The sequence below is a fragment of the Postechiella marina genome (assembly GCF_039538365.1).
Taxonomy (GTDB): domain Bacteria; phylum Bacteroidota; class Bacteroidia; order Flavobacteriales; family Flavobacteriaceae; genus Postechiella; species Postechiella marina.
This window is the reverse complement of the sequence record NZ_BAABCA010000007.1, coordinates 31,969-50,188: the sequence shown is the minus strand read 5'-3', so window position 1 is coordinate 50,188 and position 18,220 is coordinate 31,969. Positions and strand designations below refer to the sequence as shown.

The 18,220-nt window shown below is 31.6% G+C and carries 15 protein-coding genes and 1 tRNA gene; 6 read left to right on the top strand and 10 right to left on the bottom strand.

Annotation, left to right across the window (positions count from 1 at the left end; translation table 11 throughout):
- Window positions 1–287: 287 nt before the first annotated feature.
- The 4 genes from ABD715_RS15605 to ABD715_RS15590 all read left to right on the top strand — a co-directional run bounded on the left by ABD715_RS15605 (window position 288) and on the right by ABD715_RS15590 (window position 6,517).
- Window positions 288–3,467: a SusC/RagA family TonB-linked outer membrane protein gene (locus ABD715_RS15605; RefSeq protein ID WP_344789261.1), complete on the top strand. Its 3,180-nt coding sequence runs from the start codon at window positions 288–290 to the stop codon at window positions 3,465–3,467.
- Window positions 3,468–3,478: 11 nt separating this feature from the next.
- Window positions 3,479–4,774 (top strand): RagB/SusD family nutrient uptake outer membrane protein, encoded by a 1,296-nt coding sequence (locus tag ABD715_RS15600; protein ID WP_344789260.1) that lies wholly within the window; start codon window positions 3,479–3,481, stop codon window positions 4,772–4,774.
- A gap of 169 nt (window positions 4,775–4,943) precedes the next feature.
- Window positions 4,944–5,657 carry a FadR/GntR family transcriptional regulator gene (locus tag ABD715_RS15595; RefSeq protein WP_344789259.1) on the top strand — a complete coding sequence of 238 codons (714 nt, stop codon included), beginning with the start codon at window positions 4,944–4,946 and terminating at the stop codon, window positions 5,655–5,657.
- A gap of 89 nt (window positions 5,658–5,746) precedes the next feature.
- Window positions 5,747–6,517 carry an SDR family NAD(P)-dependent oxidoreductase gene (locus ABD715_RS15590; RefSeq protein WP_344789258.1) on the top strand — a complete coding sequence of 257 codons (771 nt, stop codon included), beginning with the start codon at window positions 5,747–5,749 and terminating at the stop codon, window positions 6,515–6,517.
- Between the two features lie 73 nt (window positions 6,518–6,590).
- On the opposite strand, the gene ABD715_RS15585 is transcribed toward ABD715_RS15590, so the two are convergent.
- Both ABD715_RS15585 and ABD715_RS15580 read right to left on the bottom strand, forming a co-directional pair.
- Window positions 6,591–7,553 carry a D-2-hydroxyacid dehydrogenase gene (locus tag ABD715_RS15585; protein WP_344789257.1) on the bottom strand — a complete coding sequence of 321 codons (963 nt, stop codon included), beginning with the start codon at window positions 7,551–7,553 and terminating at the stop codon, window positions 6,591–6,593.
- Between the two features lie 74 nt (window positions 7,554–7,627).
- Window positions 7,628–8,086, bottom strand: coding sequence for a hypothetical protein (locus ABD715_RS15580; RefSeq protein WP_344789256.1), 459 nt, complete (start codon window positions 8,084–8,086; stop codon window positions 7,628–7,630).
- A 152-nt stretch (window positions 8,087–8,238) separates the two neighbouring features.
- On the opposite strand from ABD715_RS15580, the gene trxB reads away from it, so the two are divergent.
- Window positions 8,239–9,189, top strand: coding sequence for a thioredoxin-disulfide reductase (trxB, locus tag ABD715_RS15575; RefSeq protein ID WP_344789255.1), 951 nt, complete (start codon window positions 8,239–8,241; stop codon window positions 9,187–9,189).
- A 211-nt stretch (window positions 9,190–9,400) separates the two neighbouring features.
- Here trxB and ABD715_RS15570 read toward each other — a convergent pair whose 3' ends face one another.
- The 3 genes from ABD715_RS15570 to ABD715_RS15560 form a co-directional block, all read right to left on the bottom strand.
- A complete protein-coding gene (locus tag ABD715_RS15570; RefSeq protein ID WP_344789254.1) occupies window positions 9,401–10,060 on the bottom strand; it encodes a hypothetical protein in 660 nt (219 codons plus the stop codon).
- A 170-nt stretch (window positions 10,061–10,230) separates the two neighbouring features.
- Window positions 10,231–11,463 carry a M48 family metallopeptidase gene (locus tag ABD715_RS15565; RefSeq protein ID WP_344789253.1) on the bottom strand — a complete coding sequence of 411 codons (1,233 nt, stop codon included), beginning with the start codon at window positions 11,461–11,463 and terminating at the stop codon, window positions 10,231–10,233.
- Between the two features lie 61 nt (window positions 11,464–11,524).
- Window positions 11,525–12,322 (bottom strand): TrmH family RNA methyltransferase, encoded by a 798-nt coding sequence (locus ABD715_RS15560; RefSeq protein WP_344789252.1) that lies wholly within the window; start codon window positions 12,320–12,322, stop codon window positions 11,525–11,527.
- 84 nt (window positions 12,323–12,406) lie between these two features.
- Between ABD715_RS15560 and ABD715_RS15555 the strand changes: the two genes are divergently transcribed.
- Window positions 12,407–13,207 carry a DUF6503 family protein gene (locus tag ABD715_RS15555; protein ID WP_344789251.1) on the top strand — a complete coding sequence of 267 codons (801 nt, stop codon included), beginning with the start codon at window positions 12,407–12,409 and terminating at the stop codon, window positions 13,205–13,207.
- Between the two features lie 74 nt (window positions 13,208–13,281).
- On the opposite strand, the gene ABD715_RS15550 is transcribed toward ABD715_RS15555, so the two are convergent.
- The 5 genes from ABD715_RS15550 to proS all read right to left on the bottom strand — a co-directional run bounded on the left by ABD715_RS15550 (window position 13,282) and on the right by proS (window position 18,134).
- A complete protein-coding gene (locus tag ABD715_RS15550) occupies window positions 13,282–13,641 on the bottom strand; it encodes a hypothetical protein (RefSeq protein ID WP_344789250.1) in 360 nt (119 codons plus the stop codon).
- 86 nt (window positions 13,642–13,727) lie between these two features.
- On the bottom strand, window positions 13,728–16,028 hold the full coding sequence (locus tag ABD715_RS15545) for a DUF7133 domain-containing protein (RefSeq protein ID WP_344789249.1): 2,301 nt from the start codon (window positions 16,026–16,028) through the stop codon (window positions 13,728–13,730).
- A gap of 112 nt (window positions 16,029–16,140) precedes the next feature.
- Window positions 16,141–16,392 (bottom strand): 30S ribosomal protein S20, encoded by a 252-nt coding sequence (gene rpsT / locus ABD715_RS15540; protein WP_344789248.1) that lies wholly within the window; start codon window positions 16,390–16,392, stop codon window positions 16,141–16,143.
- Window positions 16,393–16,425: 33 nt separating this feature from the next.
- Window positions 16,426–16,497, bottom strand: a tRNA-Glu gene (locus ABD715_RS15535).
- Window positions 16,498–16,655: 158 nt separating this feature from the next.
- Window positions 16,656–18,134: a proline--tRNA ligase gene (proS, locus tag ABD715_RS15530; RefSeq protein ID WP_344789247.1), complete on the bottom strand. Its 1,479-nt coding sequence runs from the start codon at window positions 18,132–18,134 to the stop codon at window positions 16,656–16,658.
- Window positions 18,135–18,220: the final 86 nt, after the last annotated feature.

Below are 18,220 nucleotides of genomic sequence, written 5' to 3'. Positions count from 1 at the left end.
GGTGTTTTTAGTCTTAATTTATAATGATTTTTATACAGTATAGATTTCGAAATAAATTAACATGGTAAAATCAAATCCTTAAATATTTTGTTAAAATTACTCCATATAAAATAAGTTTAGGCCAGTAATAATGCAGTTTTAAAAATATTTGATCAATTAATTGACAAATATGTATTAATTAACAAAAAAATAACATATATTTGGCGTACCACTCTGGTAAACCAGTTTGTCAAACCAAAGTGGAAAACCAAAAAAATAACTAAAAAGATTTACAAATGAATTTAAAAATGAAACTTACTTTAGTGTTAATGTTGATATATAATATATCATTGTTTGCACAAGACGGATATCAATTATCCGGTACAGTATTAGACCAAGGAGGTATGCCTATTCCTGGAGCTAATGTAATTGTAGCTAACACTTCAAAAGGAGCAGCTACAGATTTTGATGGAAAATTTCAAATAGTAGTTAAAAGTGGAGATGTCCTTAATTTTTCATTTATAGGTTATGTTTCTCAATCTGTAACAATAACTAATCAAAAAACGTTAAATATTAATTTGGTAGAAGATGCCTCGCAATTAGATGAGGTAGTAGTTGTTGGTTATGGTACACGTAAAAAATCGCATTTAACAGGAGCGGTTGCAAAAGTAGGAGGTGACGATGTTGCTGCCATACAAGCTACTCGTGTCGATGATGCTTTAGCTGGAAAATTAGCTGGGGTTTTAATACAAAACCAAAGTGGAGAGCCAGGTGCTGATCCTAAAATACAAATTAGAGCAGCTTCTTCTCTTTCGGGAGATTCAGGTCCGTTAATTGTTGTAGATGGGTATCCTATTTCTGGTAGTTTGGCAACTGTTAACCCAAACGATATTGAAAGTTTAGAGGTTTTAAAAGATGCAGCTTCTGCAGCTATTTATGGCTCTAGAGGTGCAAATGGTGTTATTTTAGTAACAACTAAAAAAGGGAAACAAGGTAAAGCTAGCTTTAATTATAATGCTTATACTAGTTTTTCAAGTAAATATATTGATAATATAAAAGGTACTGCAGCTGAATGGGCTGATATAGCAGACGCTAATATCGCGAATGGTACTTTTGATGTTTCACAAGTAGATCCTGCTACTTTAGCTTTTAGACATGCTCTTTACAGAGACTCTCCTAATCAAGTAGCTGTAGAAGATTGGCTATTTCAAAACGGTTCAACTCAAAGTCATAATTTTAGTATGAGTGGAGGAACTGAGGATGTAAATTATTTTGCTTCTGTTGGTTATCAAGATACAGAAGGTATTGTGCGAACTCAAGATTTCGAAAGACTTAATGCACGTTTAAATGTAGATGCTAAATTAGGTGATAAGTTTAAAGCAGGTGTAAGTTTCAATGGATTTACTTCGGATAGAACTTTATTAGCTCATGATATGAGAGATCTTTTAAGAGCTTATAGTGTACATCCAGTTATACATACAGAAGCTTCGATTGCTTATGTACAACAATTAGATCAAGAATGGCAGAATCAAGGAGGCGACTCTTTTGATAGTGATATTACCTCAGGATCTCCAGATAGTGCTACTGAATTTAATTCTAGTATATATACTTTGGAACCAGGTGATTATGCGCACGATTGGCATTATGGAGGAAGATCTGGTGTTTTTGGAGGTTCAAGTAATCAAGGGCCTGGAGCAAAACTATTAGAAAGAAGTTCTACAGAAAAAACTTATTTTGCTAATATTAGTTCTTATTTACAATACCAAATTATAGATGGATTGAATATAAAGACTGTTTTAGGTGGAGATATGAGAGATACTGAGACGAACTCCCATCAATTATCTCAAGCTCACAGAAGTGGAGAAATTTCTCAAACACGTCTTAATGAAACAAATACAAAAAGATCTTCTGTATTGAGTGAAACAACTTTAAATTATGCTGCAGTGTTAAATGATAAGCACGATATTTCTGCGGTAGTTGGAATTGAGTTTCAAAATTTATATACAACAGCAATTGGTCTAGTTGGTACTAGTTTACCAAGTGATGAACCTCTTAACTATTCACTTTTAGATCCTGCTAATATTACAGTGTCTGAAAGAGATGAGACTATTGCTAGAGAAAGTGTTTTTGGTAGAGTAAACTATGCGTATGATGATAGATATTTATTATCTGCTTCTATAAGACGTGATGGTGATTCTCGTTTCGGTAAAAATCAACGTTATGAAACTTTCCCAGCTGTTTCTCTTGGATGGAATGTACATAACGAAGCATTTTGGGATTCAGAAGCTGTAAGTCTTTTAAAATTAAGAGTTAGTACAGGGTCTCTTGGTACAACATCTTTCTTGGGAGCATATAACTCTTTAAGTCTTTTAAATCCAGCAACTACAGCATATGGTAACGGATATTTAATTCCTTCAGATATCGAGAATTCTGATTTAACTTGGCAAACCAATACAGAAACTAACTATGGTGTAGATTTAGGTTTAATGAACAATCGTTTACGATTAGGAATAGATTACTATACATCTGATACTGAAGATATGTTGATTCAACAAAGTGTATCAGAAGTTTTAGGAACATCGGCAATTAATTTAAATTCTGGTGACGTAAGAAGCTCAGGATTTGAATTCGAGATGAATTTTAATGCTATTAGAAATGATAACTTTTCTTGGAGTTTTAGCGGAAATTTATCAACAGTAGAGACAGAAGTTACAGATTTAGGAGACTTAGAAGCATTACCAGATAATCAATATGGTACAAGTGGTAGAGGTCCAACTTTTAGAAATTATGTTGGTGGAGAAATTGGAGAAATGTGGGGGTATGAAACAACTGGAGAAGTTGAAATGGTTTATATGTCAGATCCTACAGAATATCCATACAAAGAGAGCGGATATAGTTATGCTGTAGATCAAAATGAAGATGGAGTAATAAATAGTGAAGACCTTGTTAAAATAGGACAAAGTTCACCAGATTTTTATTGGGGTATGTCTCATAATTTCTCTTATAAAGATTTTGATTTGTCTTTACAGTTCCAAGGTGCACAAGGCGGAGATGTTTATAATCTAGACCCACTTTATTATGGTTCGCAATGGGGAAGAACTTTACAGCCTACCTTTGATACTAATTTAGATAATAATGATAATACTAGGATTGCAGATCACAATGGTCAACATGTTATTAGAAACAGAGATGGTGCAGATTCTATGATACAAGATGCTTCTTATGTTGCTTTACGTAATATGACTATAGGATATACTTTAAATAGTGATATTGCAGAAAAAGTTGGTCTAAGTTCTGTTAGAATATATGCAGCAGCAACTAACTTATTGTATTTTACATCAAGTGATTATACATCATATAACCCTGAAGGTGTTTTAACTGCTAATCAAGGAGGCGATACTTATCAAGGACCTTTAACTTACGGTGTACAATTAGGGTCAAGTCCAACTGTAAGAAGTTTCACTTTTGGATTAAATGTTAATTTTTAAATAGAAAAAAAATGAAAAAAATATTTTTAATAGGATTAATTGCCATGTTGTTTACAACAGCGTGTGAAGATTTAGAGCAATTTCCACCAAATATAGCAAGTGCAGATTCTTTAACTGATTTTACAGATGTTTTAAATGCGGCTTATTATTATCAGCAAGGGGCTTCTACTCCTATGGCAGTAATGGGAGATTTTAGAGCTGATAACATGTTAATGCAAGAAGCACCTTATACTGATTTTAGTGAATTTAATAATAATTTGAGTTCTAGTATGGAAGATCAATTTTTCCGACCTTTTTATGCTAATTTATATAAGTCTATATTAAGTGCTAATAACGTTATAGAAAATGGAACAGATGCTACTCAAATAGCAGAAGCTAAGTTTTTAAGAGGTTTATCTTACTTTAAGTTAGCAATAGTATTTGGTGATGTACCATTGAATCTTTCAGGTTCACCAAGTACAACAGATGCTTCTATTTTAGCAAGACAACCAGTTGCAAGTATTTATACTCAAGTTGTTTCTGATTTAACAGATGCTTTAGTTTTAGATAATTCTGGACTATCAGAAGGAAGAGCTTCTAGTATTGCTGTTAATGCATTATTAGGTAAAGTTTATGTATATATGGCAGATTTTGGTACTGCTCAAGGTTACCTTGAAGACGCAATAAGTGAGTCAGCAATGGAAGGTGTGGTTTTAGAATCTTCTACTTCTAATGTATTATCTGATGGTAATTCAGAAATTATTTTTGCTACCCAAAAGTCAGTTGCTTGGGGAGATGAATATGGTTTTAGCGAATTTACGGTTTGGTATGACGGGAGTGAAGATAAAGCACAACCACCATTAAACCCTAGTTTAACAGCTGCTTTTGATGCTGCTGGAGATACGGTAAGAAAAGCTCTAACTATTGATGAAGTAGCCGAAAAAGGTGTTAAGTATAGTGGAGGTTTAGAGAATGATTGGATAGAAATCAGACTATCAGATGTTATATTATTGCTTGCAGAAACGATGAATGAAAATAATGTTGCTGCAAATACAGTATTACCTTTATTAGATGATATAAGAACAAGAGCAGGTTTAGCTAGTTTAACTGGAACGGTAACATCAAAAGATGATGTTAGAACTGCTATTCTTAACGAAAGAAGATTAGAATTGGCTTTTGAAGGGCAAAGATGGTTTGATTTAGTTAGAACTGGAACTGTTGATGCTGCCATGGGAGTAACAGTTAATAGTAATTATTATGTATTTCCAATTCCAAATTCTGAAATAGATGCAACTAATGGCGTAATTACTCAAAATACAGGGTACTAAAAAATAGTTTGATTTTAGTTTTATAATCTACTGGTCTAAATTTTAGGCCAGTAGATTTATTTAAATAGTGCATATATTAAACAAGAAAAGAGATTTTAAAACTAAAATCTCTTTTCTTGTTTAAAGAAGTAATAAATTCAATAAATTTGGTGTACCAATTTTTATCAATATGAATTTAGATGTCCTCTCAAAAAACGAAAACCAAGAAATAACAGTACGAGTAAAAAAAATTATTTCTCAGATAAACGATTTAATTACTCAGAAACACTTTCAACCAGGAGATAGATTGCCAGCCGAGCGCATATTAGCCGAAAAGTTTAATGTAAGCAGGCGAAGTGTTCGGGTTGCTATTCTAAAGTTAGAATCTTATGGTATTTTAATATCAAAACCTCAAAGTGGTACATTTTTGGCAAACATAGGTACTGTTGCTATGAAAGGGATGATTGAAGATATTTTAAGTTTAGGCTTACCAAATTTTAAATCTTTAGTAGAAACAAGAATTTTATTAGAATTAAAAGCAGTTAGACTTGCTGCCGAAAGGCGTACCGAACTAGACTTGGATAGAATTAAAGCAACATTAAATGCTCATAAAGCTAAATTAGAATCAGGAGAAGATGATGCTGTTCAAGAAGATTTGTTGTTTCATTTAGCTATAGCAAAAGCCAGCGGAAACGTTACAATAAATCAAATTATGATAGGTATTACACCTCAAATTATTGTAGATTTTAAAAAATACCATACCGCATACGACGATTTAGATGAATTAAGAATTAATGAGCATTTAGATATTTTTAAGGCTATTAAAGATCAAAAACCAAACGAGGCAGAACAATTAATGAAAAAGCACTTTAAATTGTTATACGAATATTGTGGTGTTAGTTAAAAGAAGTCTTGAGTAGAATATTTAAGTAATAAGAATAAAAAAAGAGCAAATGATAATAATTAAATTATTATCCCACCAAAAGAAAAGATATGGAAAACACTAATAAATTAATAGGGAAAAATGTTTTGATAACCGCAGGCGCTCAGGGCATTGGCGAATCAATAACAAAGCACTTTATAGATAAAGGTGCTCATGTTGCTATTCATTATTTTTCTAGTGCAGAAACTGCTAACAAGTTGGTAGAATATGCAAAAAGCAAAGCACAAAATGCAATTGCTATAAGTGGAGATTTAACAAAAGAATTTGATGCCACAGCTTTAGTAGAAAAAACGGTAGAAGCCTTAGGTAGTATAGATATTTTAATAAATAATGCAGGTTCGCTAGTGGCACGAAAAATGCTAAATGAAATGGAAGCAGAGTTTTGGCATAAAGTAATGGATATTAACCTTACTTCTATGATGTTTGTAACAAGAGCAGCATCTCCATATTTAGCAAAAAACGAAAGCAGTAGTATTGTAAATTTAGCATCGTTGGCAGGACGCAAAGGCGGTCATCCAGGTTCGTTAGTTTACTCTACAAGTAAAGGAGCTATTTTAACTTTTACAAGAGCACTTTCTACAGAGTTAGGCGCTCAAGGTACTAGGGTTAATGCAGTTGCACCAGGTCTTATTCTTGGTACGTCGTTCCATAATACACATACTACAGAAGAATCTGCAGCCGAAACAACAGCTAGTATTCCTATTATGCGAGCAGGTAATGCAGCAGACGTGGCAAGAGCTGTTTTGTTTTTAGCTTCAGAATACGACGGATTTATTACAGGAGCTACCCTCGATATTAACGGAGGTGTTTATAACATGTAATTATTGTATTAAAACATAAACTAAAAAAAGTCCGACTTAAAACTAGTTTTAAGTCGGACTTTTTAGTTGTATTTTAATTAACAGCATTTATAATTTTTCCATTTATAAAAGCATTTAAATTATTAGCAGCTGTTTGCATTAAACGCTGTCTAGCTTCTTTAGGAGCCCAAGCAATATGTGGAGTTATAATACAGTTTTTTGCTTGCAATAGCGGGTTGTTAGCGCTCATAGGTTCTTTAGAAATAACATCTAAAGCTGCGCTAGAAATTTTACCACTGTTTAAAGCATTTTTTAAATCTTCTTCAACTATCAACGGACCACGAGAGGTATTAATAATTTTAACACCATCTTTCATTTTAGAAATATTATCTGCATTAATAATACCTTTTGTTTCTTCAAATAAAGGGCAATGTAAACTAATTATATCGGCAGTCTGTAGTAATTCTTCTAAAGAAACAAAGGTGCAATTCTCAGATTCTAATTCCTGTCTTACTGTCCTGCTATATACAATAATATTTAGCCCAAAGGCTTCTGCCATTTTAGCAGTAGCTTGACCAATGTTTCCAAAACCAATAATGCCTAAAGTTTTGTCTTTTAATTCAACTAAAGGCGAATTCCAAAAACAAAAATCAGGACTTTTAATCCAATCTCCATTATGTACAGATTTACTGTGTTTGCCTATGTTGTGGCACATTTCTAGCAAAAGCGCCATAGTAAATTGTGCTACAGAGTTGGTACCATAGCCAGGCACATTGCTAACTGTAATATTTAATTTTTTTGCAGTAACAACATCAACAACATTATACCCCGTAGCTAAAACACCAATATATTTTAAGTTTGGAGCTTGCTCTATTACAGTTTTAGGTAACGGTGTTTTATTAGTAAAAACTATATCTGCATCGCCAATAGTTTTAATAACATTTTCTGGGTTAAAGTTAGTTCTATCAAAAACTTTTAATGCTCCATATTGTTTTATAACATCCCAGCTTAAATCTCCAGGGTTTAAAGTGTATCCATCTAATACTACAATTTTCATATCCTTATTTTAAATAATAGAGTTTAAATATAAACATATAACGTTAAAACATTTACAAGAGCCTTAATAATTAATTATTTAATTCTGCGGTAATTTTCTGCAAAAAGTTTATTGCCTTTATCATCAATGGTTAATTGGTTGTAACTATCTTCATTTAAATCTAACTTAAAGGTAAAGGTATCGTTATAAGCTATATGCGGTATCATGGTTCTAGATCCGTACTCTAAAATCTCAGTAAGTGTATCTCCTTTAATGGTATAATTACCATAACCAAACCAATCTGTAGAGTCTGCTTTTACATGCTTACACCACATAATTTTAGAGTCTGTATAAATTTTAATTTGTCTGCTATCAGTTTTTACTTTTACAGTATCATTAATTTTACCGTTTACGTATTTGTAAGTGCTAGTGTGTTCCCATGTGCCTGCTAACGAGCGTGTTTCAGTAGGTATGGCTTCCTTTTCGTTTTTAGCATTATTGCAAGAAAAAATAATTAAAGAAATTACTGTAATAAAAAGTAGGTTAGTTTTCATAATACTTATGTGTTTTGGTTTACAATTAATAGCAAAAGTACGGTTAAAAGCAATAGATTTTAGATATTGTACTATAATTAACTGTTAATAACTTCTATGTTAGTTTTATATCAAAAAAGCTACTTTTGTTAGTATAATAAACAAATTAAACTATGTCTGATATAATAGAAAGAGTAAAGTGCTTAATAATAGGTTCTGGACCTGCAGGTTATACAGCTGCAATATATGCGGCTAGAGCTAATATGGCCCCTGTTTTGTATCAAGGTATGCAACCAGGAGGACAATTAACAACAACAAATGAGGTTGAAAATTTCCCTGGATATCCTACTGGTATAACAGGACCAGAAATGATGATGGAACTACAAAAACAAGCAGAGCGTTTTGACGCCGATGTACGTGATGGTTGGGTTACAAAAGTAGATTTCTCTGGAGATGTGCACAAAGTATGGGTTAACGATACAAAAGAGATACACGCAGATACTATTATAATTTCTACAGGAGCTTCTGCTAAATATTTAGGTTTAGAGTCAGAACAAAAATACCTTAAATTAGGTGGCGGAGTTTCTGCTTGTGCTGTTTGCGACGGATTCTTTTATAGAAATCAAGAAGTTGTAATAGTTGGGGCAGGAGATTCTGCTTGCGAAGAAGCGCATTACTTATCTAAACTGTGTAAAAAAGTTACTATGCTAGTGCGTAGAAACGAGTTTAGAGCTTCTAAAATTATGGCAAAAAGAGTTATTAATACAGAAAATATAGAAATAATGTTTAATACTGAAACCGAAGAGGTTTTAGGAGACGGGCAAGTGGTTACTGGTGTACGTGTGTTTAATAATCAAACAAACGAAAAACGCGATATAGATGCAACAGGATTTTTTGCAGCGATAGGACATAAACCTAATACAGATATTTTTAAAGATTACTTAACCTTAGACGAAACAGGGTATATTATAAACGAACCAGGAACATCAAAAACTAACGTTGCAGGTGTTTTTGTATCTGGAGATGCTGCCGATCATGTTTACAGACAAGCCATTACTGCTGCAGGTACAGGTTGTATGGCTGCCTTAGATGCAGAGCGTTATTTAGCAGCAAAAGAAGGCTAAAACCTTGTTATAATGCAAATATTTAAAAACTGTCTAATTTATAGACAGTTTTTTTGTTTTATATTTTGGACGTTTTAACACGCTTTCACTACTCAATCTTTTTGCCTAAAAAAGGTAAAGAGGATTTCAAACATACCGTTTAATCGTTAACGCATCTGTTTGTTGTTTATGGTATTTTTAATAAAATTTAAAAAGTTTTACTATGTCTATTTTATTGAGAAATTATCGCTATAACATCAAATATATTAATATGTTCAATAATTCCTTTTTCCCAATCACCTTCAATCCAATCAGGGGCTTTTTCTTGTAGTTTTCTTGCAACTTGGCCAGACATATGTAGGTCAATTCCATATTGGTCAGAAAATAAAACTATAGTGGCAAAGGTATTGTCATCTATTCTAAGTCCATACCAAAACAGGGTTTCAGACTCAGTTTCTTCAACAATGTTGGCGCTATTTATCAAAAAATCTACAACTTCTTCTTGCTTACCTTTACTTGAAGTAAATTTAATAACAAGGGCTTTTTTTACTTTATTTGTGTGTTTTGTATCAACTTTAGCTCCAAGTATTTTAGGATGAATTACATTTTTAAGTACTCCGTTATTCCATCCGCCAGCAATTAATGTTGGTGCTTTTTCTGCTAGTTCGCCAGCAACCTTTCCTTGAAAATGGGCATTTTTGCCTTCTATATTCGTATAAGTATCAAAAATAGCAAATGTGTTTTCTTCTAATTGAAGCGCAATCCATAACAAAGTATCTGGTTCTGTTTCCTTAACAACTGGGGCACTTGCAATTAAAAAATTACGTAATTCATCAGCACTACCTTGATTTGTTTTTAGGCTAACATACGCACCTTCCTTTGATACTTTCATAATGTTATTAATAAAGTAATTGTATATAATTAGAGTATTTATTTGTTGCAAGTAATGCAACATAAACCTGAGTAAGATTTGATACAAAACGAATATAGTAAAAAATTCTTACACTTTGAAATTTTGTTTAAAATAGAAAAAGATAAGATTGTTTATTTTTCTTATAATAATTACTGTCTTAAATTATTAATGCGCTGTAAAAGTGTTGGGTGCGAATAATGCATAAAAACATATGCTTTGTGTGGTGTTAAATTACTCAAACTATTTTTAGATAGCTTTTTTAAAGATGTAATAAGAGGTTCTGCTTTATATGTGTTTTTTGCGTAATCATCAGCTTGATATTCAAACTTTCTAGAAATTATATTCATAATTAAACTAGTAATTTCTGAAATTGGAGCATAGAGCATACCAAAAGCTATTAATCCAATATGAAAACTGGGTGTTTTAACACCCAAAGCGTTAGATAATATGGGGTTAGAAATAAACAGAGACAAAATAAAAAGAGTTAAACCAGTTAATAAAATGGAAGCGACTAAATTAAAAATAATGTGTTTCTTTTTATAATGTCCAACCTCATGCGCCAAAACAGCAACAATTTCATCATCATCTAAATCATTAATTAAAGTATCGTAAAGGGTAACACGTTTTTCGTTTCCAAATCCAGAAAAATAAGCATTAGCTTTTGTACTACGTTTGGAGCCATCTATAACAAAAATTTTGTCTAGTTTAAAACCTACAGTTTGTGCGTATTCAGAAATTTTATCACGTAAAACACCTGTCTCTAATGGGGTTTGCTTATTAAAAAGTGGTACAATAAGTTTAGAGTAAAACATATTCATAAACAAAGTAAATACTGCAACTAAAGCCCAAGCATATAACCAAAAAAGAGAACCTGTAATGTTATAAAACCAAATAATTAAAGAAATTATACCACCACCAACAACAGACATCATTAGCCAACTTTTAATTTTGTCTAAAAAAAAGGTTTTTGCAGTTGTTTTATTAAAACCAAACTTTTCTTCTATAACAAAAGTGCTGTAATACGAGAAAGGTGTTGTTAATATATCGCTGCCAATCATTATAATGCCAAAAAAAATAAGAGCTATTACAATCGAGTTTTCGCTATAGTGCCTAGCTATATTATCAATTAACTCAAAACCATCAAAAAGTAAAAAGCCTAGTGTTAAAAGTATAGAAAAGGTAGAAGTAATTAATCCGAATTTATATTTAGTAGCTTTATAGTTTTGAGATTTTTTATATTCAGTATCATCGTAAACATCTTTTAAATCTTTGGGTAATATATCATTATAATGTCTTGCATTTAAGGCGTCTAAAATTTTATCAACTATAAAATTAATAATTATAATACCTATAATAATGTAAAATAAGGTAGTTGCTGTCATGTTATTTTGTAGAATTATTATTTACTAGAATAACCTTTATTTAATTGGTTCTAGATAACTTTTAATTAAAATTACGTTGCCTTTTGGCTTCAAAAATTAAAATGCCAGCAGCAACCGATACATTCATAGAATCTATTTCACCTTGCATAGGTATTATTATATTTTGAGTAGAATTTATGCGCCATTCGTTGCTTAAACCAGTAGCCTCTGTTCCAACAACTATAGCAGTTGGTTTTGTAAAATCTTGCGAATGATAGGTAACAGATTCTTGTAAAATCGCACAGTAAATATTTATGTTTTTCAACTTTAAAAAATCAATAATTTCTGTTGTTGTACCTGTTGCAATTTGATTTGTAAATATACAACCTACACTAGACCTAATAATGTTAGGGTTGTATAAGTCTGTTTTTGGGTTTGCAATAATAACAGCGTCTACATTTGCAGCATCTGCAGTTCTTAAAATAGCACCAATATTTCCAGGCTTTTCTGGAGCTTCTGCAATTAAAATTAATGGCGTTTTTGTTTTAAATTCTAAGTTGTAAATATGGTGTTGTTTACTTTTTGCAATAGCTAATACACCTTCAGTAGTATCTCTATAAGCTAGTTTTTGATAGACTTCTTTAGAAATTTCTATAACATTTACGTCTTTATTAACTAGGTTATTTAATTGATCTTCGGAAAATAAATCAGCATAAAATAGAATCGTTTCAATATCGTAATTTCCTTTTATGGCAAGTTCTATTTCGCGTAAGCCTTCTATTAAAAAAGTCTGTTCTTTTTTGCGTATTCTCGACTTATCTTTTAATTGAGAAAGCTGCTTAATAAAGGGGTTTTGTATGCTGGTAATTAATTTATTCATCTAAGAACAAAAGTAATTTATTTTAATGTAATTTTATATGGATTTATTCGACTTATCGCGCTAATCTATTTTATTATAAATATTATGAGAGTACTTTTTACAATTACAACACTATTATTAATAATGTCTTGTAAGCAAAACACAAATAAAACTGCAAATAAGCAGAACGAAAAAATGAGTGTAATACCGGTTAAAGCTTCTAAAATTTATCCAGATAATATTTCTGGAGTTTTTAAAGCTCATGGAGGTATAGATACTTGGAATACTATGAAGAGTTTGGTTTTTGAGTTTGATACACCAAATGGTATAGAGAAAACATTAACTGCTCTAAAAAGCAGAAAAGCTTTAGTAGAAACGGATAATTATAAAATAGGGTTTGATGGAGAAAAGGTTTGGTTAAAAGACGATGCTTCGGTGTATAAAGGCAATGCTAAGTTTTATTATAATTTAAGAACTTATTTTTATGCTATGCCTTTTATTTTAGGTGATGATGGAATTAATTATGAAAACGTTGAACCTTTAGTGGTTGAGGGAGAAACATATCCTGGTGTTAAAATTTCTTATAATAATGGAGTAGGGTTGTCTTCTGGAGACGAGTATGTTTTATATTTTGATGCAAAAACGCATAAAATGACTTGGCTAAGTTATACTGTTACTTATTTTACTAAAGAAAAAAGTGAAAAATTTAGTTATATAAAATACAGTAATTGGCAAACTATTAATGGTTTGTTATTGCCAGAAACTTTAACTTGGTATAAAACTGTAAATAATAAGCCAACTACAACAGTTAGTAAAACAATACAATTTAATAATGTATCTGTATCTAAAACTGCGCCTAGTGATGCTATGTTTAAAATGGTAGATGGGGCTAAGCTTGTAGAGTAATTAATATTGAAATCGAAAAAGAAAGCCTAAACATTTTAATGTTTAGGCTTTCTTTTTATTATATATATTATATTTTAATACGCCATTAAAAGCTCTTTATATTCTCTTAAATCAGATATATTCATCTTGTTATTAAGATTTCTTGTAAGAGCAATTAAATATTTAAGACTTTCTACAGGAGTAGACTCAACCTCTTGTGCCTCTGCAAGCTCCTCGTCATTCTCATCTTCAAGAATTGGAATAAGAAAAGATTGGTTTGCTTCAATATGCTCGTAAGTAAGTCTAAGTACCTTAACAACTAAAGGCACTTGTTGCTCTAAAGCATAAGTTCTTAATTCTTTAATGTCGTCTATTAATGCATCTGTGTTAATTCCTGTTGCGTCAAGGTTTTCTAGAATTTTATCGATTAATTTTATTGCTTTTTTATTTTCCAAAAGGGCGTATGTTATATGATTAATTAACTTCTATTATTTGCAAATTTAAATTTTTATTGACTCAAAAAAAATCAAAAACGAATATTTTATTTTTCTAATTCTAGCAATTCTGTTTCGCTAAAAACACCACCATTTTTTGGTTTTATATTTCTAAGCTTTTTAATTTGGTCTAAATTAATTGGTTTAGGGGCATCAGAAAAAGTATTTTGTAAATATTTAATAATATTAAAAATATCTTTGTCACTAAAATCGGGGTTATTAACCAGGCCTGGCATGGTAGTATTAAGTTCGTATAATTTACCATTTACATGTATAGGTCCAGATAAACCGTGTAGAATAACTAAAGCTAATCTTTTTGACGATTTACTTATATATTCAGAGTTTTTTAATGGAGGAGCAAGATTTTCTACACCTTCGCCATTAATACCATGGCAGGTAGCGCACAAATTTTTAAATATTTTTTGTCCAGCAGATTTAGCATTTTGTTTAACCCCTTTTTTACCGTAAACGGAGTTTTTTATATAATTCTTTTTATTAGTTAATGTTGTATCCAAAACTTTTGTAAAAACATTGTCTTGAGAGTTTTTGTTATTTTTATTTAAATACAAGAAATAATCTTCTTCTAAACCACGTAAGCTATTTATCAATGCTTCTTGATATAATAGGTCCTTTTTGTACTTGTTAGAAATTTGCCACAATGCAGGAAACATATCATCTTTAGATAATGTTACCCAACGCCCTAAAGATAAAATGGTGTATAAATCTATTTCGGTATTATTTTTTAAAAATAAATGCTCTGTTATTTTTTTTACAGATGTTACCTTGTTTTCGTGAGCAAATTGTTCTAATAAAACAAGCGCATGGCTAATAACACTGCTATCTCCATTCGAGTATAGTATCTTTTCTAATAACTCAAAATTTAAAGCATTAAAACCATTTAGCGTATGCATAGCATGTATTTGGGCTATACTATTGCTAGTGTCGTTTAATACATTCTTTAATAGAGGTATAGCATTTTTGTCTTTTTGAGTAATTAACAATTGCTGAGCTCTATCTCTAAACCAGCCATTATTGTGGTATAATAGTTTAACAAGTTTAGTGGTGTTAAAATTTGCAATGTTTAAGGTTGTATTGTTCGTGTTGTTTTGGTTGGTAACTTTTAAAATGCGCCCCATGCCAATAATGGTATCTAATTTCTTTTTGGCGTATAGTTTTTTTAAATAAGGTGTTAAAAACACTTTGTCTTGCAGTATGCCTCTGTGCATATCTACAATGTACATGTTACCATCTGGCGCGTTAAATAAATTTACAGGACGAAAACCTTCGTCTGTCGAAGCAATAAACTCTTTGCCAACAACCGCTTGTTTTGCTGTTATTTTATTTGAAGAAAAATTTAAAATATTTCGTTTTACAGCATTAGCTTCGGGGGTACAAACAAAAGCATTTTGTTTAAAACTTTCGGGATATTTATCGCCTCTGTAAATTATCGGACTACAAGCAGAGGTAACATTTACAAGAATACTGTCTTTATCTAATCTGCCTTTTATATAGCCTCGATTAATTGCAGTAGGGTGTAAGGGGTAAACCCTTTGATTTGGAGTTAATTTTTTACTTAAAGCTTCTTCGGGTTTGTAAAATGTATTTTTAATTATGGTATTAGGTAAAACATAATCGCCAATAAGTTGTGTTGAGTTGGTGTTATAATAAAGTCTGCCAAAATTATCTTTGGTAATGCCCCATTGCCCTCTAAAGGTGGTAGCTTCTTTTATCCATTTATTGTTTTTCTTTTGATATCTATATTTAGATTTTGCATTATAAATCCAATTATCTATATGCATCATCAATCCGTTAGGCTGATGCTCTACGTTTCCGTTTCCAGAATATAGCGAATCGACTAAAACCCTATTGGCGGGTTTGTCATTTTCTATATCTACAAACCAAAGGTTAGGTGGCTCTGCATATAATAAACCGCCATATACATGAGCAATAGCTCTTGGTAAGACAAGGCTGTCTAAAAATATTTTAGAATGATCCGTAATACCATCATTATCCAAATCTTGTAAAATAGTAATTCTTCCGTTAGGCATATCGTCTCCAGTGCCTTCTAGATTTTGCATATAACCACGCATTTCTACAACCCACATGCGTCCTTGGTTGTCAAAATCCATAGTTACTGGGGCTTCTATAAAAGGTTCTGAAGCAACAACCTCTAAGTTAAAGCCTTCTTTAATGTGGTATTTTTCTAGAGATATTATAGGCTCGTTATAACTTTCTTGTTTACAAGCGTTGGTTAATAGCATTAAAAGCGATAATAGAACTAATAGGAGAGGTTTTATTTTATTATTAGATATAGAATTGGTGTAGTTTCTAAATATATTATTACTCATAAAATTATAGTAAAAGAATTGCTTTTTTTACAAATATTAAATTAAAAATTTGAACCACAAAAAAAGCTTCTCGTTTCTGAGAAGCTTTTAAATATTTTAGCTTTAATTTATATTAAAGAGTAGCTACAAATTTAGCTAAACCAGATTTAAGGTTAGCAGCTTTGTTAGCATGTATTACATTTTTCTTAGCTAACTTATCTAACATAGAAGAAACAGAAGGAAATAAAGCTTCAGCTTCTTTCTTATCAGTTAATTCACGTAATTTTTTAATAGCATTACGAGTAGTTTTATGCTGATATTTGTTTACTAATCTTTTAGATTCGTTACTTCTAATTCTTTTTAACGCTGACTTATGATTTGCCATGTGTACTGTGTTCTTTCTTTATTATAAAAATTGTAGCCCGTAGGGGAATCGAACCCCTCTTACCAGGATGAAAACCTGGCGTCCTAGCCGATAGACGAACGGGCCATTTGTGCTGAGAATGCAAATATAAAAATTAATTTTTAACTTACAATTCCTTTCAAATAACTAGCAATATCTGCATTGCGGGTGCAAATATACAACTTATTTTAAATGTCACAACACTTTTTCAATTTTTTTTGATTTTTTTTTTGATTTTTTTTCGATTAATATGCTTTTGCAAATAACACACGTTGTTTCGATGGTGCACCTGTGTATACACAAACCCCTTCTTCCTCCTTGTTTTCCAGAGGGATACATCTAATAGTGGCTTTTGTAAGCTCTTTTATCTTATCTTCAGTCTCATTTGTACCATCCCAATGAGCAGAAATAAATCCACCTTTATTTTCTAAAACATTTTTAAAATCATCAAAGTTTTCTACTTCTGTAATATGAGAATCTCTATAATCTAAAGCTTTCTTATATAATGACGCTTGAATATCTTCTAGTAATTCTTCAACTCTGTTTACTAAATCGTTTAAAGAAACGGTTTCTTTAGTTAAGTTATCTCGTCTAGCAATTTCTACAGTACCATTAGCTAAATCTTTTGGTCCAATAGCAATACGTAGTGGTACGCCTTGTAATTCGTGTTGTGCAAATTTAGCACCTGGTCGGTGGGTTGTTCTATTATCAAATTTAATAGTTCTGTTTTTTGCTCTTAAGTCTGTAATAATACTATTAGCAACTTCTGTAATAGCGTTTAAATCTTCGTCACTCTTATATATAGGTACTATAACAACTTGGTTTGGTGCTAGGCTAGGAGGTAGTACTAAGCCTTGGTCGTCACTATGTGTCATTATTAAAGCACCCATTAACCTTGTAGATACACCCCAAGACGTTGCCCAAACATGATCTTGTTTCCCTTCCTTATTAGCAAATTTTACATCGAATGCTTTAGCAAAGTTTTGACCTAAAAAGTGAGAAGTTCCTGCTTGCAGGGCTTTTCCATCTTGCATTAATGCTTCAATGCAGTAGGTTTCGTCTGCGCCAGCAAAACGTTCGCTTTCTGTTTTAACGCCTTGAACAACAGGAATAGCCATAAAGTTCTCTACAAAATTAGCATAAACGTTATTCATTAATTTAGCCTCATCAAGTGCTTCTGCTTTTGTGGCGTGAGCAGTATGACCTTCTTGCCATAAAAACTCTGCAGTACGTAAAAATAATCGTGTACGCATTTCCCAGCGCACTACATTGGCCCATTGGTTAATTAACAAAGGTAAATCTCTATAAGATTGTATCCATCCTCTATATGTATTCCATATTATGGCTTCAGATGTCGGTCTAACAACAAGTTCTTCTTCTAGTCTTGCTTCTGGATCTACTCTTAATTTCCCTGGTTTATCTGGGTCGTTTTGTAATCTGTAATGTGTTACAACAGCACACTCTTTAGCAAAACCTTCTGCGTTTTTTTCTTCGGCTTCAAATAAACTTTTAGGTACAAATAATGGAAAATAAGCATTTTGGTGTCCTGTTTCTTTAAATTTTTTGTCTAATTCTGCTTGCATTTTTTCCCAAATAGCATATCCATAAGGTTTAATTACCATGCAACCTCTAACTGCGGAGTTCTCGGCTAAGTCAGCCTTGACAACCAGTTCGTTATACCATTTTGAGTAATCCTCAGTTCTACTTGTTAGTTTTTTGCTCATGTTTAATATTTTGGCACAAAAATTGTGATTATGTTAAATATAAAAATAGTTCAACAAAACTAACTATTTTTGTTATGTCCAACAAT

Excerpts from the sequence above, each read along its gene's own strand:
- ABD715_RS15605 (WP_344789261.1), top strand. The coding sequence starts at position 288 with ATGAAACTTACTTTAGTGTTAATGTTGATATATAATATATCATTGTTT.
- ABD715_RS15600 (WP_344789260.1), top strand. The coding sequence starts at position 3,479 with ATGAAAAAAATATTTTTAATAGGATTAATTGCCATGTTGTTTACAACA.
- ABD715_RS15595 (WP_344789259.1), top strand. The coding sequence starts at position 4,944 with ATGAATTTAGATGTCCTCTCAAAAAACGAAAACCAAGAAATAACAGTA.
- ABD715_RS15590 (WP_344789258.1), top strand. The coding sequence starts at position 5,747 with ATGGAAAACACTAATAAATTAATAGGGAAAAATGTTTTGATAACCGCA.
- ABD715_RS15585 (WP_344789257.1), bottom strand. The coding sequence starts at position 7,553 with ATGAAAATTGTAGTATTAGATGGATACACTTTAAACCCTGGAGATTTA.
- ABD715_RS15580 (WP_344789256.1), bottom strand. The coding sequence starts at position 8,086 with ATGAAAACTAACCTACTTTTTATTACAGTAATTTCTTTAATTATTTTT.
- trxB (WP_344789255.1), top strand. The coding sequence starts at position 8,239 with ATGTCTGATATAATAGAAAGAGTAAAGTGCTTAATAATAGGTTCTGGA.
- ABD715_RS15570 (WP_344789254.1), bottom strand. The coding sequence starts at position 10,060 with ATGAAAGTATCAAAGGAAGGTGCGTATGTTAGCCTAAAAACAAATCAA.
- ABD715_RS15565 (WP_344789253.1), bottom strand. The coding sequence starts at position 11,463 with ATGACAGCAACTACCTTATTTTACATTATTATAGGTATTATAATTATT.
- ABD715_RS15560 (WP_344789252.1), bottom strand. The coding sequence starts at position 12,322 with ATGAATAAATTAATTACCAGCATACAAAACCCCTTTATTAAGCAGCTT.
- ABD715_RS15555 (WP_344789251.1), top strand. The coding sequence starts at position 12,407 with ATGAGAGTACTTTTTACAATTACAACACTATTATTAATAATGTCTTGT.
- ABD715_RS15545 (WP_344789249.1), bottom strand. The coding sequence starts at position 16,028 with ATGAGTAATAATATATTTAGAAACTACACCAATTCTATATCTAATAAT.
- rpsT (WP_344789248.1), bottom strand. The coding sequence starts at position 16,392 with ATGGCAAATCATAAGTCAGCGTTAAAAAGAATTAGAAGTAACGAATCT.
- proS (WP_344789247.1), bottom strand. The coding sequence starts at position 18,134 with ATGAGCAAAAAACTAACAAGTAGAACTGAGGATTACTCAAAATGGTAT.